The 25,793-nt window shown below is 72.9% G+C and carries 23 protein-coding genes, 1 tRNA gene and 3 pseudogenes; 13 read left to right on the plus strand and 14 right to left on the minus strand.

Translation table 11 applies throughout. The features are described 5' to 3' along the window. Positions 1 to 83: 83 nt before the first annotated feature. The 7 genes and pseudogenes from thrB to QQY24_RS09965 all read right to left on the minus strand — a co-directional run bounded on the left by thrB (position 84) and on the right by QQY24_RS09965 (position 7,341). The gene (gene thrB, locus QQY24_RS09935) at positions 84 to 1,001 is read right to left on the minus strand and encodes a homoserine kinase (RefSeq protein WP_301972307.1); all 918 of its coding nucleotides are present in this window, start codon (positions 999 to 1,001) and stop codon (positions 84 to 86) included. Between the two features lie 274 nt (positions 1,002 to 1,275). After that, positions 1,276 to 2,334 (minus strand): threonine synthase, encoded by a 1,059-nt coding sequence (thrC, locus tag QQY24_RS09940; RefSeq protein ID WP_301972308.1) that lies wholly within the window; start codon positions 2,332 to 2,334, stop codon positions 1,276 to 1,278. A gap of 6 nt (positions 2,335 to 2,340) precedes the next feature. Next, positions 2,341 to 3,633 (minus strand): homoserine dehydrogenase, encoded by a 1,293-nt coding sequence (locus QQY24_RS09945; RefSeq protein ID WP_301972309.1) that lies wholly within the window; start codon positions 3,631 to 3,633, stop codon positions 2,341 to 2,343. 152 nt (positions 3,634 to 3,785) lie between these two features. Then, complete coding sequence (gene lysA / locus QQY24_RS09950; protein ID WP_301972310.1) at positions 3,786 to 5,177, minus strand: diaminopimelate decarboxylase; 1,392 nt, start codon at positions 5,175 to 5,177, stop codon at positions 3,786 to 3,788. A 60-nt stretch (positions 5,178 to 5,237) separates the two neighbouring features. Next, positions 5,238 to 5,882: pseudogene (locus QQY24_RS09955) on the minus strand (DALR anticodon-binding domain-containing protein); the annotation flags it as partial. A gap of 368 nt (positions 5,883 to 6,250) precedes the next feature. Continuing rightward, a pseudogene (locus QQY24_RS09960) lies at positions 6,251 to 6,541 on the minus strand (hypothetical protein); the annotation flags it as partial. A gap of 206 nt (positions 6,542 to 6,747) precedes the next feature. After that, entirely contained in the window at positions 6,748 to 7,341 is a 594-nt protein-coding gene (locus tag QQY24_RS09965) for a response regulator (protein WP_301976193.1), read from the minus strand. A gap of 489 nt (positions 7,342 to 7,830) precedes the next feature. Between QQY24_RS09965 and QQY24_RS09970 the strand changes: the two genes are divergently transcribed. Together QQY24_RS09970 and QQY24_RS09975 are read left to right on the plus strand one after the other, a co-directional pair. Next, a tRNA-Arg gene (locus QQY24_RS09970) sits at positions 7,831 to 7,902 on the plus strand. Between the two features lie 241 nt (positions 7,903 to 8,143). Beyond that, positions 8,144 to 8,827, plus strand: a complete 684-nt coding sequence (locus QQY24_RS09975) for a hypothetical protein (RefSeq protein ID WP_301972311.1) — start codon at positions 8,144 to 8,146, stop codon at positions 8,825 to 8,827. Between the two features lie 147 nt (positions 8,828 to 8,974). Here QQY24_RS09975 and QQY24_RS34730 read toward each other — a convergent pair. Next, positions 8,975 to 9,556: pseudogene (locus QQY24_RS34730) on the minus strand (IS30 family transposase); the annotation flags it as partial. A gap of 291 nt (positions 9,557 to 9,847) precedes the next feature. On the opposite strand from QQY24_RS34730, the gene QQY24_RS09980 reads away from it, so the two are divergent. Both QQY24_RS09980 and QQY24_RS09985 read left to right on the plus strand, forming a co-directional pair. Further along, positions 9,848 to 10,111 (plus strand): CopG family transcriptional regulator, encoded by a 264-nt coding sequence (locus QQY24_RS09980; RefSeq protein ID WP_301972312.1) that lies wholly within the window; start codon positions 9,848 to 9,850, stop codon positions 10,109 to 10,111. Continuing rightward, positions 10,108 to 10,521, plus strand: coding sequence for a PIN domain-containing protein (locus QQY24_RS09985; protein WP_301972313.1), 414 nt, complete (start codon positions 10,108 to 10,110; stop codon positions 10,519 to 10,521). Before QQY24_RS09980 ends, QQY24_RS09985 begins: the two co-directional genes overlap by 4 nt. An 89-nt stretch (positions 10,522 to 10,610) precedes the next feature. On the opposite strand, the gene QQY24_RS09990 is transcribed toward QQY24_RS09985, so the two are convergent. Further along, a complete protein-coding gene (locus QQY24_RS09990) occupies positions 10,611 to 11,105 on the minus strand; it encodes a hypothetical protein (RefSeq protein WP_301972314.1) in 495 nt (164 codons plus the stop codon). Here QQY24_RS09990 and QQY24_RS09995 point away from each other — a divergent pair. After that, positions 11,073 to 12,128, plus strand: coding sequence for a 3'-5' exonuclease (locus QQY24_RS09995; protein ID WP_301972315.1), 1,056 nt, complete (start codon positions 11,073 to 11,075; stop codon positions 12,126 to 12,128). The two genes, QQY24_RS09990 and QQY24_RS09995, sit on opposite strands and share 33 nt — an antisense overlap. Before the next feature lie 176 nt (positions 12,129 to 12,304). On the opposite strand, the gene QQY24_RS10000 is transcribed toward QQY24_RS09995, so the two are convergent. Further along, positions 12,305 to 12,688 (minus strand): DUF6083 domain-containing protein, encoded by a 384-nt coding sequence (locus tag QQY24_RS10000; protein ID WP_301972317.1) that lies wholly within the window; start codon positions 12,686 to 12,688, stop codon positions 12,305 to 12,307. Positions 12,689 to 13,101: 413 nt separating this feature from the next. Between QQY24_RS10000 and QQY24_RS10005 the strand changes: the two genes are divergently transcribed. Both QQY24_RS10005 and QQY24_RS10010 read left to right on the plus strand, forming a co-directional pair. After that, positions 13,102 to 13,992: a hypothetical protein gene (locus tag QQY24_RS10005; RefSeq protein ID WP_301972318.1), complete on the plus strand. Its 891-nt coding sequence runs from the start codon at positions 13,102 to 13,104 to the stop codon at positions 13,990 to 13,992. A 311-nt stretch (positions 13,993 to 14,303) separates the two neighbouring features. Next, positions 14,304 to 15,065 carry an alpha/beta fold hydrolase gene (locus QQY24_RS10010; RefSeq protein WP_301972319.1) on the plus strand — a complete coding sequence of 254 codons (762 nt, stop codon included), beginning with the start codon at positions 14,304 to 14,306 and terminating at the stop codon, positions 15,063 to 15,065. Positions 15,066 to 15,200: 135 nt separating this feature from the next. On the opposite strand, the gene QQY24_RS10015 is transcribed toward QQY24_RS10010, so the two are convergent. The 3 genes from QQY24_RS10015 to QQY24_RS10025 form a co-directional block, all read right to left on the minus strand. Continuing rightward, the gene (locus QQY24_RS10015; RefSeq protein WP_301972320.1) at positions 15,201 to 15,911 is read right to left on the minus strand and encodes a GAF and ANTAR domain-containing protein; all 711 of its coding nucleotides are present in this window, start codon (positions 15,909 to 15,911) and stop codon (positions 15,201 to 15,203) included. Positions 15,912 to 16,288: 377 nt separating this feature from the next. Then, positions 16,289 to 17,401: a Ku protein gene (locus QQY24_RS10020; protein ID WP_301972321.1), complete on the minus strand. Its 1,113-nt coding sequence runs from the start codon at positions 17,399 to 17,401 to the stop codon at positions 16,289 to 16,291. Between the two features lie 394 nt (positions 17,402 to 17,795). Beyond that, positions 17,796 to 18,599 (minus strand): nuclease-related domain-containing protein, encoded by an 804-nt coding sequence (locus QQY24_RS10025; protein WP_301972322.1) that lies wholly within the window; start codon positions 18,597 to 18,599, stop codon positions 17,796 to 17,798. 445 nt (positions 18,600 to 19,044) lie between these two features. Between QQY24_RS10025 and QQY24_RS10030 the strand changes: the two genes are divergently transcribed. Genes QQY24_RS10030 through QQY24_RS10040 form a run of 3 tightly spaced genes read left to right on the plus strand, consistent with a single transcriptional unit; the run spans position 19,045 to position 22,638 of the window. Further along, positions 19,045 to 19,746, plus strand: coding sequence for an SH3 domain-containing protein (locus QQY24_RS10030; protein WP_367657986.1), 702 nt, complete (start codon positions 19,045 to 19,047; stop codon positions 19,744 to 19,746). 49 nt (positions 19,747 to 19,795) lie between these two features. Then, complete coding sequence (locus QQY24_RS10035) at positions 19,796 to 21,157, plus strand: FtsW/RodA/SpoVE family cell cycle protein (RefSeq protein ID WP_301972323.1); 1,362 nt, start codon at positions 19,796 to 19,798, stop codon at positions 21,155 to 21,157. 23 nt (positions 21,158 to 21,180) lie between these two features. Further along, entirely contained in the window at positions 21,181 to 22,638 is a 1,458-nt protein-coding gene (locus QQY24_RS10040; RefSeq protein ID WP_301976195.1) for a penicillin-binding transpeptidase domain-containing protein, read from the plus strand. 56 nt (positions 22,639 to 22,694) lie between these two features. On the opposite strand, the gene QQY24_RS10045 is transcribed toward QQY24_RS10040, so the two are convergent. After that, the gene (locus tag QQY24_RS10045) at positions 22,695 to 23,546 is read right to left on the minus strand and encodes a hypothetical protein (protein ID WP_301976196.1); all 852 of its coding nucleotides are present in this window, start codon (positions 23,544 to 23,546) and stop codon (positions 22,695 to 22,697) included. Between the two features lie 125 nt (positions 23,547 to 23,671). On the opposite strand from QQY24_RS10045, the gene QQY24_RS10050 reads away from it, so the two are divergent. The 3 genes from QQY24_RS10050 to QQY24_RS10060 all read left to right on the plus strand — a co-directional run bounded on the left by QQY24_RS10050 (position 23,672) and on the right by QQY24_RS10060 (position 25,695). After that, positions 23,672 to 24,610: a diiron oxygenase gene (locus QQY24_RS10050; protein ID WP_301972324.1), complete on the plus strand. Its 939-nt coding sequence runs from the start codon at positions 23,672 to 23,674 to the stop codon at positions 24,608 to 24,610. A 121-nt stretch (positions 24,611 to 24,731) separates the two neighbouring features. Continuing rightward, positions 24,732 to 25,385: a TetR/AcrR family transcriptional regulator gene (locus QQY24_RS10055; protein WP_301972325.1), complete on the plus strand. Its 654-nt coding sequence runs from the start codon at positions 24,732 to 24,734 to the stop codon at positions 25,383 to 25,385. Continuing rightward, complete coding sequence (locus QQY24_RS10060) at positions 25,378 to 25,695, plus strand: hypothetical protein (RefSeq protein ID WP_301972326.1); 318 nt, start codon at positions 25,378 to 25,380, stop codon at positions 25,693 to 25,695. Before QQY24_RS10055 ends, QQY24_RS10060 begins: the two co-directional genes overlap by 8 nt. The last annotated feature ends 98 nt before the right edge of the window (positions 25,696 to 25,793 follow it).

Here is a 25,793-nt window from a genome sequence, read left to right on the forward strand (position 1 = left end):
CATGGTGGGGTCGGGTGCAGACTTGAGATTAACACTACCGGATCCAATAAACATTCCCCCTCTCCAAATCCGGCAACCGTGTCTCAGGCCGCGAGCGGCAGCACGCTCGCGCCGTGCGTGTCGAGGTCCAGCCGGTTGGCGGCCCAGCCCGCACCGGCGAGGTGGGACACCTTGTCGGCGCTGTCGGTGTCGGCCAGGGCCAGCACGGTGGGTCCGGCGCCGGAGATGACGGCGGGGACGCCGTCGGCGCGCAGCCGCTCCACCAGCGCGGCGCTCTCCGGCATGGCCGGGGCGCGGTACTCCTGGTGCAGGCGGTCCTCGGTGGCGGGCAGCAGCAGCTCGGGGCGCCTGGTCAGGGCCTCGACGAGCAGGGCGGCGCGGCCCGCGTTGGCGGCGGCGTCGACGTGCGGCACGGTGCGCGGCAGCAGACCGCGGGCGGTCTCGGTCAGGACCGGCCTGCCGGGCACGAAAACCACCGGAACGATGGAACGGTCGGGCTTCATCCTGATCGCCCGGGCGGCGCCGGACTCCATCCAGGAGAGGGTGAAACCGCCGAGCAGACAGGCCGCCACGTTGTCCGGGTGGCCCTCGATCTCGGTGGCCAGTTCCAGCAGCGCGGCGTCGTCGAGGCGGGACTCGCCGCCTATGGTCACCGCGCGCGCGGCGACGATGCCGGCGCAGATGGCGGCGGAGGAGGAGCCGAGGCCCCGGCCGTGCGGAATGCGGTTGGCGCAGACGATCTCCAGGCCGCGGGGCTGCCCGCCGAGCAGGCCGAAGGCGGTGCGCAGGGCGCGGACGAGGAGGTGGTCCTCGTCACGCGGGAGGGTCTCGCTGCCCTCGCCCGCGATGTCGATGTGCAGCCCGGAGTCGGCCACCCGGACGACCACGTCGTCGTAGAGCCCCAGCGCGAGGCCCAGGGCGTCGAAACCCGGACCGAGGTTGGCGCTGGTGGCGGGAACGCGCACCCGGACGGCGGCGGCGCGGAACGCTGGACCGGCCATCGCTCGTTGACTCTCCTTGAGCTGCGTGACTGTCGAACGGCGCTCGTTGGGACCGATGGTCGTTCGATGGACTTCCGATGACGTACGGGGACCCGCCGGGCTGCGGGGACGGCGCGGCGCCGCACGCGGGGCATGTGTGGTGGGCGGGTTCGCCCCAGCCTATCGAAGGAAGGTTCCGCGGCGACATAGGGCGCACAGGAGGCGCACGATGCGTGTCGCCATGCCTCCTGTGCCCCCTGCCGGGGACCTTCCCGGTTTCCGGGGCGGCGCGCTCTCAGGCGAGGCCGAGGCGCTCGGCCGCGGTGGCCGCGTCGACCGGGACGGTGACGGGCTGCGGGGCGCCGGCGACGGCCCAGTCGGGGTCCTTCAGGCCGTTGCCGGTGACGGTGCACACGATGCGCTGCCCCGGGTCGACCCCGCCCTGCTCGGCGGCCTTGAGCAGACCGGCCACGGAGGCGGCGGAGGCGGGCTCCACGAAGACGCCCTCCTGAGCGGCCAACAGCCGGTAGGCGCGCAGGATCTCGCGGTCCGTCACCTCGTCGATGACGCCGTCGGACTCGTCCCGCGCGGCCAGCGCCTGGCTCCAGGAGGCCGGGTTGCCGATGCGGATCGCGGTGGCGATGGTCGAGGGGTCCTTGACCACCTCGCCGCGCACGATCGGGGCGCTGCCGGAGGCCTGGAAGCCCCACATGCGGGGCGTCCGGGCGGCGACGCCGTCGGCGGCGTACTCCCGGTAACCCTTCCAGTAGGCCGTGATGTTGCCCGCGTTGCCGACCGGGAGGACGTGGATGTCGGGTGCGTCGCCGAGCATGTCCACGATCTCGAAGGCCGCCGTCTTCTGGCCCTCGATGCGCACCGGGTTGACCGAATTCACCAGCGCCACCGGGTAGTTGTCGCTCAGGGCGCGGGCCAGGGTGAGGCAGTCGTCGAAGTTGCCGGCGACCTGGAGGATCTTCGCGCCGTGCACGAGGGCCTGGCCCATCTTGCCCAGGGCGATCTTGCCCTGCGGCACGAGGACGGCGGAGACCATGCCGGCCCGCACGCCGTACGCGGCCGCGGAGGCGGAGGTGTTGCCGGTGGAGGCGCAGATGACGGCCTTCGCCCCCTCCTCCTTGGCCCTGGAGATGGCCATGGTCATGCCGCGGTCCTTGAAGGACCCGGTCGGGTTCGCGCCCTCGACCTTGAGGTGGACCTCGCAGCCGGTGCGCTCGGAGAGCACCTGCGCGGGCACGAGGGGCGTGCCGCCCTCGCGGAGCGTCACGACCGGTGTGTCGTCGGACACCGGCAGCCGGTGCCGGTACTCCTCGATGATTCCGCGCCACTGGTGGGTCATTGCTGGTTACTCTCCTTCAACCCGCATGATGCTGGCGACACCCCGCACGGTGTCGAGCTTGCGCAGCGCCTCGACGGTCCCGGTCAGGGAGGCGTCGGACGCGCGGTGGGTGACGACGACGAGGGAGGCCTCGCCGTCCTTGCCCTGCTGGCGCACCGTGTCGATCGACACCCCGTGCTCCGCGAACACGGTCGCGACCTGGGCGAGCACGCCCGGTTTGTCGGCGACGTCGAGACTGATGTGGTAGCGCGTGACGACCTCGCCCATCGGGGAGACGGTCAGGTCGGCGTACGCCGACTCGCCGGGCCCCTTCGCACCGTTGAGCCGGTTGCGGCACACGGCGACGAGGTCGCCGAGCACCGCGGAGGCGGTGGGCGCGCCGCCGGCGCCGGGCCCGTAGAACATGAGCTGCCCGGCGGCGTCCGACTCCACGAAGACGGCGTTGTACGCGCCGCGCACGGAGGCGAGCGGGTGGCCGAGCGGGATCATGGCCGGGTGCACGCGGGCGGTCACCGACCCCCCGTCCGCGGCCCGCTCGCAGATGGCGAGGAGCTTGATGGTGCAGCCCATCTCCTTCGCCGAGCGGAAGTCGGAGGCGGTGACCTCGGTCATGCCCTCGCGGTGGACGTCGTCCAGGCGCACCCGCGTGTGGAAGGCGATGCCGGCGAGGATGGCGGCCTTCGCGGCGGCGTCGAAGCCCTCCACGTCGGCGGTCGGGTCGGCCTCGGCGTACCCGAGCGCGGTGGCCTCGTCCAGGGCCTCCTGGTAGCCGGCGCCCGTGGAGTCCATCTTGTCGAGGATGAAGTTCGTGGTGCCGTTGACGATGCCGAGGACCCGGTTGACCTTGTCGCCGGCGAGGGACTCGCGCAGCGGCCGGATCAGCGGGATCGCGCCGGCGACGGCGGCCTCGTAGTACAGGTCCCGGCCGTGCTCCTCGGCGGCGGCGTGCAGGGCGGCCCCGTCCTGGGCGAGCAGGGCCTTGTTGGCGGACACGACCGAGGCACCGTGCTCGAAGGCGGCGGTGATGAGGGTCCGGGCGGGCTCGATGCCGCCGATGACCTCGACCACCACGTCGATGTCCCCGCGTTTGACGAGGGCGGTGGCGTCGGTGGTCACCAGGTCCGGGGCGATGCCCTCACGGACCTTGGCGGGCCGCCGCACGGCGACCCCGGCCAGCTCCACCGGGGCGCCGATCCGGGCGGCGAGGTCGTCGGCGTGCGTCGTCATGATGCGCGCCACCTCTGAGCCGACCACTCCACAGCCCAGCAGCGCCACCTTCAGCGGACGCGTACGCATCATCCGACCTCGTTTCCTCATACCGTCAGCGGTGGGACCAGTCTCACTCACCGGACGGGAGTTTCTACCCTTGGTCCGGATCGTGAGACATCTATTTCATTTACGCGGGGGTGGCGGACCGGAGATCTTCCACCCCCGGTTTCGCGGGCCCGCGGTCACCCGACGTCGAGACGCAGCAGGTCCTCCTCCGTCTCGCGCCGGACGATGACCCGGGCCCCGCCGTCGCGCACCGCGACGACGGGCGGCCGGAGCACGTGGTTGTAGTTGCTGGCCATGGAACGGCAGTAGGCACCGGTGGCCGGTACGGCGATCAGGTCGCCCGGCGCCAGGTCGGCGGGCAGGAACGCGTCCTTGACCACGATGTCCCCGCTCTCGCAGTGCTTGCCGACGACGCGGGCGAGCATGGGCTCGGCGTCGGAGGCCCGCGACGCCAGGGCCACGCTGTACTCGGCGTCGTACAGCGCGGTGCGGATGTTGTCCGACATGCCGCCGTCCACGGAGACGTAGGTGCGCAGCCCCTCGAGCGGCTTGACGGTGCCGACCTCGTACAGCGTGAAGGCGGTGGGCCCGACGACGGCGCGCCCCGGCTCGACGGAGATCCGCGGGGTGCGCAGCTTGGCGGCCTCGCACTCGCGGGTGACGATCTCGCCGAGGGCCTTGGCGATCTCGTGGGGTTCCCGGGGGTCGTCGTCGCTGGTGTAGGCGATGCCGAGCCCGCCGCCGAGGTCGATCTCGGGCAGTTCGACGCCGTGCTCGTCGCGGATGTCCCTGAGCAGTCCGACGACCCGGTGGGCGGCCACCTCGAACCCGGACATGTCGAAGATCTGCGACCCGATGTGGCTGTGGATGCCGATCAGTTCGAGCCCGTCGAGCTGCAGCGCCCGCCGCACGGCCTCGGCGGCCTGCCCGCCGGCCAGCGGGATGCCGAACTTCTGGTCCTCGTGGGCGGTGGCGATGAACTCGTGGGTGTGCGCCTCGACGCCGACGGTGACCCGGATCTGCACCGGCTGCCGCCTGCCGAGGGACCGCGCGATGTGCGCGACCCGCACGATCTCCTGGAAGGAGTCGAGGACGATCCGCCCCACACCGGCCCCGACGGCCCTGCGGATCTCCTCCTCGGACTTGTTGTTGCCGTGGAAGGCGATGCGCTCGGCGGGCATCCCCGCGGACAGCGCGGTGGCCAGCTCGCCGCCGGAGCAGACGTCCAGGTTGAGCCCCTCCTCGTGCAGCCAGCGCACCACCGCGCGGGACAGGAACGCCTTGCCGGCGTAGAACACGTCGGCGCCGGTCCCGAAGGCGGTGCGCCAGGCGCGCGCCCGGGCCCGGAAGTCGGCCTCGTCGAGGATGTAGGCGGGGGTGCCGTACTCCTCGGCGAGCCGGGTCACGGGAATCCCGCCGACGGTCAGGACACCGTCCTCGTCGCGCTCCACGGTCCGGGCCCAGACCTTCTGGTCGACGGCGTTGAGGTCGGCGGGCGGAGCGGCGTAGTGCCCCTCGGGGAGGACGTCGGCGTGACGGGGTCCGGCGGGGTGCGCGGAACGGCTCATGACGTGACTCTCAGACTCTCTGTGTCTCTCCGGGACCCGTGGTCGCTTCGCGCTCGGCCCTCAGAGGTGTTCGGGTGCGTCGATGCCGAGCAGGGACAGGCCACCGGCGAGCACCGTCCCGGCGGCTTCGGCGAGGGCGAGCCGGGCGCGGTGGGCGGCCGAGGGTTTCTCCTCGCCGCACGGGAGCACGGAGGGCAGGAAGGGCAGGACGGCATCGGCGACGGTGACGAGATGCCGGGCGAGCCGGTCCGGGGCGCGATGGGTGGCGGCCGCGGTGAGGACACGGGGGTGGTCGGCCAGACGCGCGACGAGGCGCCGGCCGGCCTCTTCCGGTACGGCCCCCGGCTCGGCGGCGAACCCGAGACGGGCCGCGTTGCGGCCGAGGGCCCGGACGCGCGCGTGGGCGTAGCGCACCCGGAACAGCGGGTTGCTCTCGCGCTGTACGAGGTGGTCGGCGGTGATCCGGGGCCGGTCGTGCGGCGCGGGGTGCAGCAGCGCCCACTGGGCGGCGTCCGGCCCGAGCGGAGCGGGGTCCTCGGGCGCCGGCACGGGCCGCAGGGTGACCGGCTCCCCGTGCTCCACCTCGGCCCGCCCTCCCTGGCTGGCCACGATCCGCACCACGGCGTCGGCGACGACCTCGGCCCGCACCTCGTAGGGCACGCGCAGGACGATCACTTGCCCGGCGAGGGCGTCGGTGTGGCCGTAGGGGCGGGGGGGCGGAGGAGGCTGGGGGGCAGGGGGAGCCGGCGGGCGCCGGGGCACTGACGGGGTTCGGGTGCCGCGTGGGATTCGGAGGTCGCGTGGGATTCGGGGGCCGCGTGGTTCTCGTCGATCGCCCGGCTGTCGGGGTTGACCGAGCTGTCGGGGCTGTCGGGGATTTCATGGCCCTCGCGGCGCTGCTGGTGCTCACCGCTCCCCGGGGTCTGCCGGTTCCCCCGGGACTGCTGGTCCTTTGGGGATTGCCCGTTCTCTTGGGGCTGCTGCTCCTCTTGGGGCTGCCGGTCCTCTTGGGGCTGCCGGTCCTCTTGGGGCTGCCGGCTCGCCCGGATCTCGCGAACGAGCGTCTCGGTGAGGTCGGCGTCGGAGCGGAGGCTGATGTTGAGGAACCCGGGTCCGGTGATGACGACGTCCTCGATGCCGTCGGCGCCGATGAGACGCGTCCGCAGGACCTCGGCCACCCGTCGGGGCGGCTGCCCGGCCGGCCGGGCGAGCTGCAGCGCGATGGTGGTGGCGAAGTCCCCGCACCCGCCGGGCCCCGGCTCGGTGACCACGACGCGCTCAGGAACGGTCACGCTCAGCTCCCCCTCCTCCACAGCGCACCGCACGGCGTCCAGCACGCTGCGGCGAAGCTCGGGGAGGGTCACGGAACAAGGGTAGGGGAGGCCGGGAGGGGGAGTGCCCGGCCGGGGTGCCGATCCGGGTCGGCCGGGACGGGCGTCCGCGCTCGACGGGGCCGGCGCCTGCGACGGGGCGAGCGGCGACGACGGCGCCAGGTCGGCGCCGGTCGGGGAGGAGCCACCCGCCCTCGACCACGGCCGTCCGCCATCCGTCATCCGTTGTGCACCACGCGCTATCCGCCGAAAGGGACCCCACCGGGAACTCCGCCGGCCACTCCACCGGGCGTCCCACCGCCCCCGTCACCCCCGTCGTCCCCGTCCCCTTCGCCCCCGGCATCGCCGGTACCGCCCTCGCCCGGCCCCTCTCCCCCGGAGCCTCCCCCGGTCCCCTCGCCGCCCCAGCCCCTTCCCAGGGCCCCGGGCGCGTTCCCCCGCTCGATCAGGTCCTTGACGACTCGAACGAGCTCCCTGGGCTCGAAGGGCTTGGCCAGGAAGGCGTCGACACCGGCGTCGACACCGGTCTCCGCTTCGTACTGGGTGCAGGCGCTGATGATGGCGACGGGCAGGTGTTGCGTACGGGGGTCGGCTCGAAGCCGGGCGGCGGTGCGCAGCCCGTCCAGTCGAGGCATGACGATGTCGAGCGTCACGACGTCAGGCTGCACCTGATGCACTACTTCCAGACACTCGGCACCATCGGCCGCGGTCACGACCTCAAGCCCCTCAAGCTCGAGGTTGACCCTGATCAGCTGCCGGATGACCTTGTTGTCGTCCACAACGAGGACCCGGCCAGACACGCCTGACACAACTCGAGAGTAGGTGGGGACCAGCCACCGCGTCCGGGTTTTCCCCACTTCCACCCCGCCCGGGAGACCTGGTCCACTCCCGGAGGGGAACCGGTCGCCCGCGCGTCGGGGTGGAGGGCCGGCCGTCACGGCCGTCGGTTTCACGGACGGCCGCGTTCGGACCGGGACGCGTGAACCGGCCGTCCGGCACGCGTCGGGGCCGGACCGGCGCATGGGCGCGGACCGGCCAACCTGCCGCGGCCGGCGGACCCGCACGGCACGCGGGGCATCCACCAGGACCCCCGTCACCCCATCCGGGGAACCGTCCCTCACCACGGGCGACGCCTACCCGGGCAAGGAGAAGGCGACGCTTCGGTTGCCGGAGGGGGCGGGTGCAGGGGGCCCGCACCCGAGGAAGATCAGCCCGGCGGACGGCCCGCCGCCCCCACCCACGGGAAACCGGTTCCTGATCACCCCGGAGAACCTGCTAGGGTTCTACCCGTCGCCGCAAGCGAAGAGCTCAGCGCCCGACACGCCCCCGTAGCTCAGGGGATAGAGCAACGGCCTCCGGAGCCGTGTGCGCAGGTTCGAATCCTGCCGGGGGCACCCAGCATGAGGTGCCCAAAGACCCCGTCACCAGCGGAAACGCTGAGGCCGGGGTCTTCGCGTATGTGCAGGCGTGTGCGGCCCGGAGCGGCCGCATGTCGGTGCCTGTGGACGAGGCGTGGGCGGGATCTTGAAGCGTTGTCCCAGGTGAGTCGTACTGTCCGCGACCTTCGGGTTCGGTGCGACAGTGACCCGCCGGGCAGGAACCTGACGTGTCGGATGCGTGCGCTTGGATGAGCGGGTGACCGTTCATGACGTTGCTCGACACCTGCCCGAGATAGCAGTCCTCCGTGAGCACTGCCGCTCCATGGCCGTCCTGGAGGCAGTCCTGAGCCCTGAGTGGGAGAGCCGCCGCCACTCCTTCGACGACCACTGGTCCGAGACGGAGTCGATGGCCTCGATGCGGAGCGGATCGGGCGACGAGTACTCGATCGTTTTCTCACCCGCCGGCGTCTACGTGCGGGGATTCGATCACGAATCGCCCATGAGCCCCTATGCAGAGGACGGGCCATGGCCCGGAGTGCTCGACGAGGTCCCTGAGGTCTTCCGGCCGTACGTCGGAGAGCCGGTGTTCTCCGATGAGGACGGAATGTCTCTCGTCACTGCATGTATGTGGCGGAGGACGGTCGACGACGGCTGGAAGGCGGGAACGATCGGATTTCCCGACGCGGCAACGGGGGATCCGGACGGCGCCAATTACCTGTTCCAATTGTTGGTTCATCGCTCACCGGAAGCGTTTCAGCGGTGGGCCGAGGACTACTACGAGGTCCCGGTCGATCTGGAGGCCGTTCGTCACGTCTTCTCGTCCCGCCCGCTGACCGAAGAAGTGGTCCGCGCGTTGAACCCGGAAATCGTCCTGGTGGATCTCTCGCAAGACATTGCGGAGACCGGTTATCCGACGAGCTGGGACACGGAGCAACAATGAGGCCCCTGGACGCGATACCAGGGGCCTCGGAGGCGGGCAGCGGTGCCGGTGCATTCGCATGATCGTCGCAACGTTGCAGGCTCGGAGTGCCGGAGCGGCGGTGAATGCCTGAGCCGGGGTCTGCCAACTCAGTGTCCTGCGGGGTCGGCTGTTGAGCCTCTGCTCAACGACGCGGAGGTCGTCAGCGGTGTGCAGGGACAGGTTCGTGCGCTTGGGCAGGTACTGCCGGATCAAGCCATTGGTGTTCTCATTCGCGCCTCGCTCCCAGGGACTGCCAGGGCGCGCGGAGAAGATCCCGTCGGTGAAGTAGGGCGCGAGTTCGTGGTGGCGTGACATCTCGGAGCCCTGGTCCCAGGTGAGACTGCGACGTGCTTGTTCTGGCAGCTTGCCGAGGGCGGCAATGAGGGCATCACGCAACCGGCCGGCCGAATGCCCCTCGCGTTCGCGGCCGCGGTGGTGGGCCAGGCCGGCTATCTCCCGGATCCCCAGGCCGCGACCACGCAACGAGGCGATCCTCCGACACTCCAACAGCGGCAAATGCCGGCCCGAACGCGAGGCTTCCGGAAGATAGTCCGGTTGCAGGCCACCGTTCTCCCTCCGCCACCGGTAGCCCGCCTTACGCCCGATCCCGAGTTGCCTGCACGCCTCGACGCTGCCCACCCCGGACGCCAGAAGGCGCCAGTACTCGGCCTCGAGCTCCAGTCTGCGCTTGCGTCCCCGCCCCGCCATCAACACTCCACAATGATCAAGGAATGTTGCGACAAGCGTTAGAACCCAAGGACCCCGATAGGGGGTCACGGTTCAAAGCACGGCGACATCCCGCAGCCCGTCCTCGGTAGGGCTGCACTGCAATCACCGTCCGCGGTCCCGCGCCCCCTCCTAGGAGCACACGCGCGCCCTGTCGAACTCCGCACGGCTTCCACCGCCTCTCTTCAGTCAACGCACCGCTTGCAGCAGCAATGGCAGAGAGGTGGAGCGCGCGGATCCCGCACAGGGAGCATAAGAGGTAGGATCAGTAGCATGAGTGAGCCTACCGGCAAGTACTCGATCACCATGCCGCGCGACATCGCCGAAGCCGCCAAGGCCCGCAGCGGTCCCTCCGGGCTGTCCGCCTACGTGGCCGCGGCCGTCGCCCGCCAGGTCGAACGGGACAACCTCAATGAGGTGATTCAGGTGGCCGAGGCCGAGCATGGACCCATCACAGAAGAAGAGATCCAGTCCCTGCGGGACCAGCTCCACCAGGCACGCGAGCAGCAGATGCAAGGCGGAGTGAACGCGGCGTGACCCGTTCCCCCGCCATCCCCGGCGGCACCCTGGTCCTCGACAGTGAAGGGCTGGCCAAGGCTGTCCTGCGAGACCGCACAGTGACCGGCTGGCTCGCTCTGGCCCGTGCCGATGACCTGCGCGTGATCACTTCGGCAGTCACCCTCGTGGAAGTGGTCCATCCCCGGATCAACCGCCCGGCGCTGGAGTGGACCCTCTCCCGACTCGTCGTCGAACCGGTCACCGAGCCGATTGCCCGGCACGCCGCCGCGCTCCTCGCCGACGCCGGCCTGCACGGCCACAAGTACGCCATCGATGCCGTGCTCAGCGCCACCGCCCTCACCGCGCCCGGCCCCGTCACGGTCCTCACCTCCGATCCTGAGGACATCGCAGCGCTGTGCGGCGGACGCATAGCAGTGATCAAGGTCTGACGGCGTGCGTTGAGCGCCCGGGTCTGGATCGGGCCTGCCGGGCAAAGGTGACTGGGCCCGGTCGTTCGTCGCCGAAGGCGCACTCGGGCTCACGACCTTGTTCGTCGAGCAGCGGTCTTCTTCGCCGCCCTCCGCGCAGGTACGGTCGCGGTCCCGGAGCCCGTCGGTTCGACGTCCAGGACCTGGCAGGCGAGCGTGAGCCAGGCTCGGGCATCCGCGCCGTCGAGGTCGTCGGTCCACATCAAGGTGCCGTTCGGACCGCCGCCCTTGTCCCACGGGGCGATGCCGTTCTTCGCGTACCATTCCCTCTTGCGCTCCCACTTCCGCGCGTAGTCGGGGAGGTCGAGCATGCCGGCGTGTTCCCAGAAGACCGTACGACCGTCCTTCGTGGCCACGGTGAAATCGGGACGGACGACGCGGCCGTCCGCGCCGGTGAGCGACTCCTCGTAGAGCCTCCGTCCCGGTGCCAGGCGGTCGAGGAGACCTGTGATGATGACCTCGTTCTTCGAAGCCATCGGCGTGCCGTCGGCCAGCGTCCACAGCGCCGCCAGGTGTGGGACCTGGTCCAGCGCTACCGGGCGCATCTGGACCGGGAGCACCGCACCACGCACGCGCTCATCGCCGACGAGGCCGCCCGTGCGGAGGGCCGGCGGATGGCCAAGGTGACCGCACAGGCCCGCTACAAGACCGAACACGGTGGCCTCGACCTGATCCACCGCGAGGCCGGGAGCGGTATGTGGCTCAAGCCCCGTTACCGGCACGTGGTCGTGGACGAGGCGCAGGACCTGTCCGCCTCCCACTGGCGCATGCTGCGCGCGATGGTGACGCCCGGCCCGAACGACATCTTCCTGGTCGGCGACGCCCACCAGCGGATCTACGCCCATCAGGTAGTGCTGGGACGGCTGGGCATCAGCACGCCAGGCCGAGCCTCACGCCGGCTGACCCTCAACTACAGGACCACGCGCGAGATCCTGGGCAGTGCGCACGGCCTCATCGTCGGCGAGCAGTTCGACGATCTCGACGACGGCCGGGACACCCTCGAAGGTTACCGGTCCGTCCTCACCGGGCTGGCACCGCAGTACTGGCGCGCCCCCGACTGGCAGACCGAGATGCAAGCGATCGCCGCGCTTCTCAGGGAACGCCACGACCGTTACGGAACCCCCTACGCGGCAATGGCGGTCGGCGTCCCGTCGCGTGACGCGGTCACGCAGTTGGCCGTCACCCTGGCCGATGAGCGGTACGGCATCCGCGCCTGCGAGATCGGCAGGGACATCCCGACAGGGGTTGACGCCGTGCGCATCGGCACGCTGCACGGCTTCAAGGGGCTGGAATTCCAACGGGTATTTCTCGCCGGGGTGAGCGAGGGCCTGGTCCCGCATCAGCGGCTCGAAACGTACCGGCATGAGCAGGCGGAACGCTACCGGCAGGAGGAACAGCGGTCCCGCTCGTTGCTCTTCGTGGCGGCCACGCGGGCCCGCGACGAACTGGTGATCACCTGGAGCGGGAAGGCCAGCCGCTTTCTCCCGGACCACGCCGTAAGCACCGCCGGTCACGCCACGGAACTGCCGGTGGACGACGGACCGCCGTCCGGATCCGCAGCGGCATAGTCGGACAAGCGGCTCGCACGGCCCGGCCGACTGCTCGTCGGAAGCCTCCGAACTCCTTGGCTCCGGGTCTGACCAAGGCGAACGCCGACATGAGGGAGCGGAAGTCAGTCTCACTGACTCCCGCTCCCTCGTTGTCTCCCGGCGTTCGCGACACACCTTCGACTCCGGGGCGCCCGTCAGCCGGCGTCCGGCCATTCCTCGGGAGGCGGAGGCGGCTCCGGGTCGTTCTGCCGCTCCGCCTGGCGCGCGTTCTCCCCTCGCAGGCTCGTCAACCACGGCCACAGATCCGGCAGGGACTGTTCCGGGCAGGCGAGGCGGTGCTCGATACGGCACCGCTGGAACTGATCCGGCGGACACACTCCGTAGACCGTCACCCGTCCGTCGGACAGCTCGATCCACCGGTGCTCCGCAGGCACCGTGTGGGCCGGCGGTCGCATGTCCGGCTCCAGCAGCACCCAGTCCTGCTCGAGCGTCGCCACCCGATCCTGCGGCAGCCCGCAGTACGGACAACGGGACCGCCCGCTGCCCAGCCGCCGCGGCTCCTCTTCCACAACCCCCATACCGTGAGGGTCGTCAGCCCGTCGGCCCGGGCGTAGAGCGCAAACCGGACGGAACTCCTGGGGCAACCGTCAGGCAACGAGACGAGGCACGACGCGGCAGGTGCGGTCGGCAACCAGCGGCCGACCGCACACGGCCGAGATGCGACGGACCGCCCTCGCCCGGCAGGCCGGGGGCTTCGGACCGGTCGCAGCGCGCTCTGTCAGCGCCTGCGGCGCAGGAGGGTGCGGGCCGGGACATCCGGCCTCAAGTGGGTTTCGGTGGATTCGAGTTGGCGTCGCCGGCCGTCCCTTGGGTGTGCCGTAAAAGTGTTTGTCATGTGCCCCGGTCGTCGGCAGAATCGTCGCGGTCCGACGGAGACCCCGTCGGCCGGGACGCTGCCTGGAGCAGCAGGGGGAGAACCATGAAACTTCGCGTGCCCAAGTACGCTCTGGCCCGCGTGACCTCGGCGCTGGTGGGGCTCACGCTGGCCGCCGGGACGGTCGGGCTGACGGCGGGCTCCGCCCAGGCCCAGTCCGTGGGCTCGGGGTCGTTGAGCTTCAGCGGGGACGCCGGCGACTACATCAGCGGCGGTGGGTCCTACTCGTACTCCACCGACGCGCAGGACGGTCTGACCGTGTCGGCGAACACCGACAACGGTGTCGTCTCCGTCTCCGTGACGGGGGCGAACGGCGACTGGTGGAGCCTGGACCTCGCGGCGCCGTCCGGGCAGGCCCTGCGGCCGGGTGCCTACACCGACGCCAACCGCTACCCGTTCAACGGGACGGGACCCGGACTGGACCTCAGCGGCAACGGACGCGGGTGCAACACGCTGACCGGCTCGTTCACCGTCGACGACCTGGCGTTCGGGCCCAACGGGTACGTCCAGACGCTCGACGCCTCCTTCGAGCAGCACTGCGAGGGCGATGCCGCCGCCGCGCGGGGCGAGGTCCACATCCACAACCCCGCCCCGCCGGAGCAACTCGATCTGGGGGTCGCCGTCGCGGTGAACGGCACGGCCGGCAGCCTGAACGGCAACGCGGCCGTCCGGGGAACGGTGACCTGCAACCAACCGGTGGACGTCACCGTGTCCGGCAACGTCACGCAGGTGAAGAAGAAGGTCCTCATCCGCGGTCCGTTCTCCACCTCGGTGGCGTGCCGGCCGGGTGCGGAGGTCACGTGGACGGCACAGGCGGTCCCCACGGGGACCACGCCGTTCCAGAAGGGTGACGTCGAGGTGCAGGCGCAGGCCTCCGCCACGGACCCGAACTACGGGGGGACCGTGACGGCCGGTGAGACCACGGCCGTGCACCTCAGCAGGGACTGACGCGGGCCTCAGCTCGTCCGCGTTCCCGGCCCCGGTCGCGCACGGTGCGCGACCGGGGCCGGAGTGCTGCCGGGGCCGGAGTGCTGCCGGGAGCGGTGCGTGGCCGGGAGCGGTGCGCGCGGGGCCGGCCCTTCCCGCCGTGGGGCCGGGCATCCGTCCGGGGACGGCACGGTGCGGACCCGGCCGCCTCGGCGCCGACGGCCCGGCCCGCACCCCGTGGCCGGCGCGATGGCGTTCCCCGGCCCGCCACGGCTGATCACCGGCCTCATCCGCCGGCAATCACCCCGGGGTGAGCGGGTATCCGCTCGGTCATGCCGCGCCCCGAAGGTCCTTCCGTCAGCCCCGTCCACGACCGCGTCGGCACCACGACCCTGGTGCGCAGTGCGGGGACCGGGCGGGTCGACGGACCGGACGGCGCGCTGGTACTGGTGCCGGGACTGGGGGCGCCCGGGTACCTGCTGCGGACGCTGGAGCGATGTGCGCGGCGCGGGCCGGTGCGGGTGCTGGACGTCCCGGGTTTCGGCGATCCGGCCGGGCCCGCGTGCTCCGAGACCCTCGGGGCGCTGGCCGGCACCGTGGCACGGTGGCTGGTCACCGTGCCGCGCGCTCCGGTCGTGCTCGCCGGTCACTCGACCGGCGCCCAGGTGGCGCTGCACGCGGCCGTGCGGGTGCCCGAACGGGTACGGGCCCTGGTCCTGCTGGCCCCCACCTTTCCGCCCCGTCTGCGACGCACGGGTCCGCTCGTGTCGGCGTTCCTCCGTACCGCCGTCCGCGAGTCCCCCTCCGTGGTGCCGACCGTGCTGCCGTCCTACCTGAAGGCCGGGCCCCGGCGGCTGGTGAACTGCATCCGCTCGGCCCAGGCGGACGCGCCGGAGGACCTGCTGCCCGCGGTGACCTGCCCGGTCACGGTCGTGGCGGGAGAGGACGACGCGCTCTGCCCGCCGGAGTGGATCGACCTCCTCGCGCGCCGGGCCGGGCGGGGCCGTGCCCTGGTGGTGCCGGGCGCGCACTCGTTCCCCCACCGGTACCCGGCCCTGACCGCCCGGCTGCTGGCCGAGGCGGGGGAAGCCTGACGTCCGGGGCCACCCGTGGGCGGCCGGCGCTCACCGTGCTCCGGCCGTGCCCCGGCCGTTCGGTGGCCGTGCCCCGGCCGTTCGGTGACCGTTCGGTGGCTCGTGCGGCGCCGCCCGCGGCGGAGCGGAACATGGTCAGGTGGCGGTCGGTCCGCCCAGGATGTCGGTGGTGATGTCGGCCAGCGTCCGGCCCGTCCCGAACGCGCGGGCCCGCATCAGGGCGAGGGCGTCCTCGGTCGTCACCCCCTGCCGGGCGGCGAGCACGCCGATGGCGCGGAAGGTGTCGAACCAGTGGGCCCGGACGATCCCGGCGGGTTCCCAGTCGGGCGGCTCGTCTCCCGTGAGCAGTTTCGTGTGAACCCGGAACAGGGCCTCGGCCACCGCGTCCGCCACGTCCTGCCCCTGCTCCGCGACGTCCTCGGCCAGGGTGTGCGGGTGGCAGGCGAGGACGTCCAGTGATCCGAGGACGTAGTCGCCGAAGAAGAGGGGGAACGCGTATACGGACCTGACCTGCGGCAACTGCTCACGCATGGTCGCGCCGAACAGCGGCCACGGTGTCGGCGCCCCGTGCAGGTCGCGAACCAGTACGGGCTCGCCCGTGGCCGCGGCACTGATGCACGGGCCTTCGAGCACGGTGAACTGGATCTGTTCGAGCCGCAGTGCCGTGGCGTCCGAGGCGGCCAGCAACTGGCGCGACGGCGTGTCGGTGAGCAGCGCCAACGTCACCCCGTCCGCTCCGAGGGCCTCGCGCACCGCTGCGCACAGGTGCCGCGGGAGCTGTGCGGGCGCCGTCCCGGACACGGCCTGCGCCACCGTCCGTGCCGCACGGTGCTCGTCGGCCGTCACGCGGCCCTCCTGCGCGTCGTGCCGCCGGGCGGGGCCGGCGGACGGACGGGCCCGGGCGCCGTCGGCGTGGAGGGCGCGCCCGCGGAGCGTGGGAACGGCATCGATCCCACCCCTCAGCGGTTCAGCAGCAGGATGAGGAGGCCGGTCGCCACCGCGCTGATGAGGAGCGAGCCGAGACAGCCGATGCGATTGCTGAAGAAGAACATGCCCCCCGGTTACCCCCCTCCTCGCCGTCCGATCACCTGACCGGAGGGGAAGGGGGAACGGGCTGTGCCGACGCCCCGGCGGACGGACCCGCCCGGTGGTTCACCCGGTGCTCCACCCGGTGGTTCGTCCGGTGGCTCACCCGGTGCTCCACCCGGTGGCTCGCCCAGGCGTCACGCCGAGCGTTTGCGGGACGTCGTCTTCTTCGCCGTGTCCTTGGCCGCCGCGTTCTTGGCCGCCACGTTCCTCGCCGCCGTGTTCTTCGCGGCCGTCGTCTTCCTCGCGGTGGACGCGGTGGGCTTCGCCGTGTTCCCGGCCGTGGATCTGGCTGTCGTCTTCGCCGCCGCCTTCCTCACGCTCTGGGCGGACTTGGCCGTCGACTTCTTCGGGGCCGCCGCCCTCCTGGCGGCGGCCGTCTTCTTCGTCGCGGAGGCCGACTTCCTGCCGCCCGTCTCCTTGGGGGTGGCGCGGCCCCTGCGGAGGGGGGTCACCTCGGCCTCCCCGGCCGGTTCCTCGCCGCGGGACGCGCGGACCGCGCGCACGCTGTTCTCCAGGGCCGCCATCAGGTCGAGCACGTTGTCGCTGGGGGCGGGGGGTTCGGGCAGGTCGTCGCCGGCCGTCTTCGCCGCGATGACCTCCTCCAGCGCCTCGCGGTACTCGTCGTGCAGGTCCTTCAGGTCGACCTCGCCGAGGGTGTCCATCAGGACGCCCGCGAGGTCGAGTTCCTGGTCACGGACGGTGGCGTTCACGGTCGGGGCCACTCCTTCGGGTGCCCGTACCTCATCGGGCCACAGCAGCCCGTGCATGGCGATCGCGTCACCGACCACGCGCAGCATGCCGAGCCGCTCCCGGCCGCGCAGCGCGTACTTGGCGATGGCGACCTTGTTGCTGCGCTTGAGGGCCTCGCGCAGGAGGATGTACGGCTGGGCGGCCAGGGCCCCCCTGACCGCCAGGTAGTAGGACGCGCCCATCTGGAGCGGGTCGATCCGGTCGGCCGGCACGAAGGCGACGATCTCGATCGCGCGGGTCGTGGGGATGGGCAGGTGGGCCAGGTCGTCGTCGGTGATCGGGATCATCGTGCCGTTGGCGTCCTCGTACGCCTTGCCGATCTCCGCCTGGGTGACCTCGCGCTCCTCCAGTTCGCACACCCTTCGGTAGCGGATGCGGCCGTTGTCCTCGGTGTGGACCTGGTGGAAGGAGATCGAGTGGCTCTCGGTGGCGTTCACCAGCTTGATCGGGATGCTGATGAGACCGAAGGAGACGGCCCCGTTCCATATGGATCGCACGCGCGGCACCCTTCCTTCCCGCTCCTGACGTCAGGACGGCCTTTTGCCGAGATTGTCATCTTATGACGCCTGTCACATGGACGGAGGGCCGAAGGGGCTGCACCTGCCGACGGCCGGGCCGGGGGGACACCTGCCCCCGCCCGCCCGCGCCTGTCTCCGCCTGTCCGCGCCGCCGCCCCGTGGGGCTTCACCGCCGTCCGTGGCCGTCCGCCCCTCCTCCCTGCCGCCCGGCCGTCCGGCCGTCCGGCCGTCCGGCCGCGGGGCCTACGGGTCCGTGCGGACCTCCGCCGCCGCACACCCGGCGGGTACCGGAGTGCCGGAATACGGGAGCACCGGAGTGCCCGAACACCCGGGTACCGGCCCGGCCGGCGCCTCCGCCGGTCAACCGGCCGAACTACACCCTCCCCCACGTGTTCCGGTCCCGGGCCATCGCGTGGAGGGCTTCCACGTCCGCCGGCTTCAGGACCCCGCCCAGGCGGGCCAGGGCCGGCAGCGCGGAGTCCCGCAGGACGCGGACCGCGCGGGGCGCGGCGGCGACGGTCACGTCGGAGGGGTCGGCCAGCGCCAGGACCGGGTGGACCTCGGCCGTCAGGGCGTAGGAGGCGCGGTCGGCGTCGGCGCGCAGGCGGCGCAGCAGCGGCTCGGCCGCGCGGCGCCCCAGGGTCACCACGGGGTCGGCCACCAGGACCCGCTGCTTGCGCGCGTACAGGGCGTGGACGGCGAACAGTCCGCCGGGGCCGATCAGCAGGTGGTGGATGCGGTCGCCGCCGGGCAGCGGGACCGAGTGCAGGGTGTGCCAGCCGGCGCCCTCCAGCCGGTCCAGGGCCTCGCCGACGGTCTGCTCGGCACTGAGGGCGCGCCGGCGCGGGTCGGGGCGGAGCCTGCGGACGGGGGCGGGGTCCCGGTCGAGGGCGACGAGCAGGGCCTCGCCGGGGCGGTTGGGCGCGAGGTCGTCGTCCGGGTGCAGGGTGAGCCGGGCCAGTTCCGCGGGGGTCGGGACCGGGGGCGGACCGACGGTCACCGAGCCGGCCAGGAAGGGGCCCAGGGCGTCCAGTACGGCCTTCCTGTGGGCCTCGCCGAGCAGGTTGATCCGGCCGGTCCCACGGTCGTACCAGGCGATGGTGGCTCCATCGCGACCGCAGACGTACAGCCGTTCGCTCCCGTGCCGCCAGGCCGGCACCACGCGCAGTCCGCTCATACGCCATCACCCCTCATCCATGGGAACAGGCGGGCGCTCGCGGGGCAAGAAGTCGAGGGCCGGGCGCCCCCCGGCCCTCAGCGCGCCCGGCGGCGGGCGCGGGAACGGTCGCGCTCCGGGGCGCGCGAAAGCCGTGGCGGCGGTCCGCGCCTCCGGTCGCCCGCGCGGCGGCCCGGGCCCCGCGGCGACGGCTCGGCCCTCCGCCTGCGCGTGCACCCGCCCGGGAGGTGCCGGAGGAGGACCCGCCGCGGCCGGCCGTCCACGCCGGCCGGGCCCGCGACGGACCCGGCCGGCGACCGCGCACCACACGGACCACGGAGCCCGTGCAGACCACACGGGCCACACGAGCCACACGGGCCACCTGGATCGCACGAATCACACAGAGCCCACCGACCACACGGACCACACAGGGCCTGCGTGACCCCGGCCCGCTGGAGACCGCGCCGTGACGGTCACCGACATCGCCACCGCCGCCACCGCCGCCACCGCCGCCATCACCACCACCGCCACCACCGCCGCTCCGATCACCGGCCGGGGCACCCCGTTCGCCGCGCCGGGAGGGCGCAGCCCGGCCACCGCTCCTAATGTGGCGAACAGTCGGCTTCGCCCCGCTTCCCGGAGGTGCTCCATGTCCCTGCGCTCCACCCCCACCCGGCCGTTGGCCCGGGACCTCGCCCGGCACCTCGTCCGCGGCCTCGCCCTCGCGGCCGCGACGGGCGCCCTGGCCGGCACCGTCACGGTCGCTCCCGCCACGGCCGGCGACCTCCGGCGCGACGGCGGTCCGGGCGTGGACCGCCAGGACCGCAACGCGCGGGACGGCGGCGGGCAGGACGGCGGCGGACGGGCCGAAGGGGCCGGTGACCCGGGCGGCCGGGACGAGGGCTTCGACGGCCGGGGGGACCGGGACCCGCGGCGCTACCGGGGTGTCGTCACGGCCAAGGGCGGCATGTGGCTGCACGACCGGCCGGACCGGGGCGGCCGGCGGGTGCGGGTCGCCCGGGAGGGCGAGACGGTCTCGATCTACTGCAAGACCCGGGGCGTGGCCGTGGACGGCAACTCCCTGTGGTACCTGCTGACGGACGGCACCTGGGCGTGGGGCTCGGCCCGCTACATCGACAACGTCGGGCCCGCGCCACGCTGGTGCTGACCGCGGGACCTGCGACGCGGGACGCGTCCCTTTTGGATAGGTTCCGGACATGACCAAGGCCGGAAGCGTCATGCCGGTGACGCGGGCACCCGTGCCCGTCGTCCCCCTCCCCCGGCGCCGTGGCGTCGAACTCGCCCTGATCGTGCTGGCCGTCCTGCTCTCCGTCTACGGCTACTGCGCCGTGGGGCTGGCCGTGACCGGCGCCGTCCCGCCCGGCGCCGCCGGTTACGGCGCCGGGCTCGGCGTGCTCGCCCTGCTCGCGCATGTCGCGGTCCGCCTGCGGGCGCCGTGCGCCGACCCCCTGCCGCTGCCCATCGGCGTGCTGCTCAACGGGCTGGGCCTGGTGCTGATCCACCGGCTCGACCTGGAGACCCCGGGCGACCTGGCGGCCCCCACCCAGCTGGTGTGGTCCGCCCTGGGCGTGAGCCTGTTCACCGTGATCGTCCTGCTGCTGCGCGACCACCGGGTGCTGCAGCGCTACTCGTACGTCTGCGTGGCCGCGGCACTGGTCCTGCTGCTGCTGCCGATCCTCTTCCCCGCGGTCAACGGCGCCCGCATCTGGGTCCGGATCGCCGGGTTCTCCATCCAGCCCGGCGAGTTCGCCAAGGTGCTGCTCGCGGTGTTCTTCGCCGCCTACCTGGCCGCCAACCGCAACGCGCTGGCCTGCGCGGGCCGCCGGCTGTGGCGGCTGCGGTTCCCGACCGGACGGGTGCTCGGCCCGATCGTGACGATCTGGCTGCTGAGCGTCGGGGTCCTGGTCCTGGAGCGTGACCTCGGCACCTCGCTGCTCTTCTTCGGCCTGTTCGTCGTCCTGCTGTACGTCGCGACGGGCCGCACCGGCTGGATCGCGGTCGGCCTGCTGCTCGCCGCGTTCGGCGCGGTCGCGGTCGGTCGGCTGGAGCCGCACGTCAACGGCCGGATCGAGGACTGGCTGCACCCGTTCGCCACGATCGAGGCGGGGCAGGGCCCCAACCAGGTCGCGCAGTCCCTGTTCGCGTTCGCGGCGGGCGGGATCCTCGGCACCGGTCTCGGACTCGGCCACTCCGTCCTCATCGGCTTCGCCGCCAAGTCCGACTTCATCCTGGCGACGGCGGGCGAGGAGCTGGGCCTCGCCGGACTCGCGGCGGTCTTCCTGCTCTACGCCCTGCTCGTGGAGCGCGGCTACCGGGCGGGCCTGGCGCTGCGCGAGCCGTTCGGCCGGCTGCTGGCGGTCGGTCTCGCCTCGATCCTGGCGATGCAGGTGTTCGTGGTCGCGGGCGGGGTCACCGGGCTGATCCCGCTGACCGGCATGGCGATGCCGTTCCTGGCCAGGGGCGGCTCCTCGGTCGTCACCAACTGGGCCATCGTGGCGCTGCTGGTCCGGGTGAGCGACTCGGCCCGCGGCCGGTACGACGGGCAGGAGGCCCCGTGACCGGCTACGGACTCGACCGCCCCATGGCGCGGTACATCCGGCACGCGCGGGTGTTCTGCGCCCTGCTGCTGGCGGCCCTGCTGGCCAACGCCGCCCGGGTGCAGGTCGTCGCGTCCCACGCCTACGATGGCAACCCGGCCAACCGCCGGGCCGCCATCGCCCGTTACCAGCAGCCGCGCGGGGACATCCTGGTGGGCGGCGAGCCGGTCACCGGCTCCATCGACACCGGCGAGCAGTTGCGCTACGAACGCACCTACCTGGACGGCCCGCTGTACGCCCCGGTCACCGGGTTCGCCTCGCAGACCTACGGCACCACACTGCTGGAGCACACCGAGGACGGCGTGCTGTCCGGCACCGACCCGATGCTGTCGCCGTTCCCGCTGTGGAGGGACGTGACGCGCACGCGCGGCGCCGGCGGGAACGTCGTCACCACGCTCGACCCCGGGGCGCAGCGGGCGGCCTACGACGGACTGGCCGGGCGCAAGGGCGCGGTGGCCGCGGTGGAACCGGCCACGGGCCGGGTCCTGGCGCTGGTGTCCGCCCCGTCGTACGACCCGTCGGAGCTGTCCGGCAACAGCGAGGCGACGGCCTCGGCCTGGGCGCGGCTCGGCCACGACCCGGAGCGGCCGATGCTCAACCGGGCGGTGCGGCAGACGTATCCGCCGGGGTCGGCGTTCAAGGTGGTCACCGCGGCGGCGGCGCTGGACGCGGGCGTGGTCGCGGACCTGGACGCGCCCACCGACTCCCCCGACCCCTACCGGCTGCCGGGCACCACCACCCGGCTGACCAACGAGGGCGACGGCTGCCGGGACGCCTCGCTGCGGGAGGCCTTCAGCTGGTCCTGCAACACGGTGTTCGCCAAGCTGGGCGTGGACGTGGGCGTGCGGGACATGGCGGCCACGGCCCGGGCGTTCGGCTTCAACGACACCCGGCTGCGGATCCCGTTCGCCGTCTCGCCGAGCACCTTCGACCCGCAGGTGGACAGGGCGCAGCTCGCGCTGTCCTCGATCGGGCAGTACAACACGCGGGCCACGCCGCTGCAGATGGCGATGGTCGCGGCGGCCGTGGCCGACGGCGGCCGGCTGCGCCCGCCGTACCTGGTGGAGCGCACGACCCGCCGGGGCGGCGGGACGGTCGCGGGCAGCGGCGCCGGTCCGGCCAGGCAGGTGATGCGCCCCTCGACGGCCGTGCGGCTGAAGGAGCTGATGACCGACGTGGTCGAGGAGGGCACCGGCACCCGCGCGGCGATCCGCGGCGCCACGGTGGGCGGCAAGACCGGCACCGCCCAGCACGGCGTCGGCAACGCCGGTGTGCCCTACGCCTGGTTCGTCTCCTGGGCCCAGGCCGACGACGACCTGGAGCCGAAGGTCGCGGTGGCGGTGGTGGTCGAGGACGCGTCGGCCGACCGGGGCGACATCAGCGGCGGCGGTGACGCGGCCCCGATCGCCAAGGCGGTGATGCGGGTGGTCCTCGGCCGGTGAGACGGGGACCGGCGGGGCCGGGCCCCCACCGGCCCCCGGGCGGGGCGCGGCGGTCCTCAGCCGACCGGCTGGAGCAGCTCCGAGCGGACGGTGAGGGCGGTGCGGGCGGCGGTGGCGAGATCCACGTCGGCGGCCTCCTCCTGGGGCAGGGCGACCTCGCCGATCACGGCCGCGGTGTTGCCGTCCGCCCAGGCGCAGACCGGGTAGGTGAGCGTCACCAGCGCCTGCTTCTGGGTGAGCACCTCGCAGCTGACGGTGGTGTCCGCGCCGGCCGGGGTGACGTCCCGGGCGGGCCGGGTCACCGTCACGCCGTCGGCCTCGGCGGCGCCCTTGAGCATGTTGCGCCGGACCGTGTCGCGGTTCTTGAACCGGCCGTACACGCCCGACACCAGCAGCATGCCCTTGGAGTCGTCGCCGCCGGGGCTGTAGCGGCCGACCAGGGCGTGCATGTCCTTGGCGTCCCAGGCGCCGTCGGCCTCGTCCTCGATCTTGCGCCCCTCGCTGCCGGAGAGGTCCTCGGCGAGGACGTACGTGCCGTCCAGCAGCTCGTGCCGCAGGACCAGCCGGTTCTCGGCCGCCGGGAAGCCGCTCCCGGCCACCGCGCCCAGCAGGACCAGTCCCGCGACGCCGGCCGCGACGACGCCGCCCACGATCCCGAGCACCAGCCCGACGCGCCGCCTCCCCGGCGGCTGCGCCACCGGCGGCACGCCCCAGGCCGGGTGGGGCTGCTGCGGCGGGTACGGCTGCGGTCCGCCGTGGGGCTGCTGCCAGGGGTGGGGGGAGCCGTAGGGGCCGGGGGCCTGCGGGGGTTGTGCGTAGGGGTACTGCGGCGGCTGCGGGGGCTGTGCGTAGGGGTACTGCGGCGGCGGGGGGCCGGCGGGATACGGCTGCCGGGGCGGTGGAGGCATGGACACGCCAGCACGCTACTTCACCGGGCGAACTCGTCGCGCACAGGGGATTGACGAGCTTGCTGACAGGCAGTCTCATAAGAGGCGGACGACGACGTACCACCGGGTGACGAGGTGAGGGAGCCATGACGACCCTGACGGAAGCGGACGCGCTGGACGGACTGCGCGACGCGCTGGGCCTGCTCAAGGACCGGGAACAGGTGGCCGAACGGCTGCTCGTCTCGTCCGCCAAGCACTCGTTCGACCCCGACAAGGAGCTGGACTGGGACGCGCCCTTCGAGGAGGGCAAGTGGTTCTGGCCGCCGGAGCTGGTCTCGCTGTACGACACCCCGCTGTGGAAGCGGATGAGCGAGGAGCAGCGCATCCTGCTCTCCCGGCACGAGGCGGCGGCGCTCGCCTCGCTCGGCATCTGGTTCGAGCTGATCCTCATGCAGCTGCTCGTGCGGCACATCTACGACAAGGCGGCCACGAGCGCCCACGTGCGCTACGCGCTGACCGAGATCGAGGACGAGTGCCGGCACTCGAAGATGTTCGCCCGCCTCATCTCGCGGGGCGGCACGCCCTGGTACCCGGTCAGCCGGGTCCACCAGAACCTGGGCCGCCTGTTCAAGACGATCTCGACCACCCCCGGCTCCTTCACGGCCACGCTGCTCGGTGAGGAGGTCCTGGACTGGATGCAGCGCCTGACCTTCCCGGACGAGCGGGTCCAGCCGCTGATCCGGGGCGTCACGCGCATCCACGTGGTCGAGGAGGCCCGCCACGTCCGCTACGCCCGCGAGGAGCTGCGCCGCCAGATGGTGACGGCCCCGAAGTGGTCGCAGGAGTTCACCCGGGTCACCTCCGGCGAGTTCGCCCGGGTGTTCTCCGTCGCCTTCGTCAACCCCGACGTCTACACCGGCGTCGGCCTGGACAAGCGGGAGGCCATGGCCCAGGTCAGGGCCAGCGCCCACCGCCGGGAGGTCATGCAGACGGGCGCCAGGCGGCTCACCGACTTCCTGGACGACATCGGGGTGCTGCGCGGTGTCGGACGGCGGCTGTGGAAGTCGTCGGGCCTCCTGGCCTAGGGCCCCTCGTCAGGATCGGGCCGGGCTCGCGGGCTCCGGCCCGATCCGGACGAAAGACCCCGGCCGTGTGGTTTCCGGCTCGGCCGCGCGGCGCGCGCACCGGACGATTACCCTGCGAGGCATGACCCCGCAGGCCGCCACCCCCGCCTACCGCCGGCTCAGCGTCGAGGAGCGCCGCAGCCAGCTCCTCGAGGCGGCGCTGTCGCTGTTCGCGCACCGCGCCCCCGAGGACGTCTCGGTGGACGACGTGGCGGAGGTGGCCAAGGTCTCCCGCCCGCTGGTGTACCGCTACTTCCCCGGCGGCAAGCAGCAGCTGTACGAGGCCGCGCTCGGGTCGGCCGCCGAGGAGCTGCGGCAGTGCTTCGACGAGCCCCGGCAGGGCCCCCTGCTGCCCCGGCTGTCCCGCGCCCTCGACCGCTACCTGGCCTTCGTGGACGAGCACGACGCCGGGTTCAGCGCGCTGCTCCAGGGCGGCAGCGTGGTGGAGACCTCGCGGACCACGGCCCTCGTGGACGGCGTCCGCCGGGCCGCCGCCGAGCACATCCTCAGCCACCTCGGCGTCCGCGATCCCGGTCCGCGCCTGCGCATGACGGTCCGGATGTGGATCACGGCGGTGGAGGCCGCCTCCCTGATCTGGCTCGACGAGGACAAGCAGCCCCCGGTCGAGGAGCTGCGCGACTGGCTGGTCGAGCAGTTCGTGGCCGTCCTCGCGGTCACCGCCGGCCGCGACCCGCAGACGGCCGCCGTCGTCGCCGCGTTCGCCGGGGATGGCTGAGACTGGAGCCGTGAAGAGCCAGGACACCCCCTTCGAGGGCGGCCCCATGGACGGGCGCGTGCTGCCCGTGCTGCTCGGCATGACCGGGCACCCCCCGAAGACCTACCGCATCCCCGTCCCCGACGCGGCCGGCGGCCCGCCCACCGTCCTCGTCTACCGCCGCGTCCCGCGCGGGCACGGCGGGTTCGGGCCGGCGCGGGGCTGGAAGTACCGGTACGACCCCGGTGGCGGGCGGGACGGCGGGGTCAGGTGGCCCTGGTCCGGGCCGGACGCCACGCCGTCCGGCTCGCCGGACGACGCGACCGGGTGAGAAGGTTGCGCCGAACCGCGCAGGCGCGGCGCGCGGCGCGCGCGGACACGGCAGGTCTCACGGAGCGGAGGAGGACGGAGGGTCCGTCCGCCCCGTAC

Origin of the sequence: Streptomyces sp. TG1A-8, from assembly GCF_030499535.1 — a bacterium.
GTDB lineage: Bacteria > Actinomycetota > Actinomycetes > Streptomycetales > Streptomycetaceae > Streptomyces.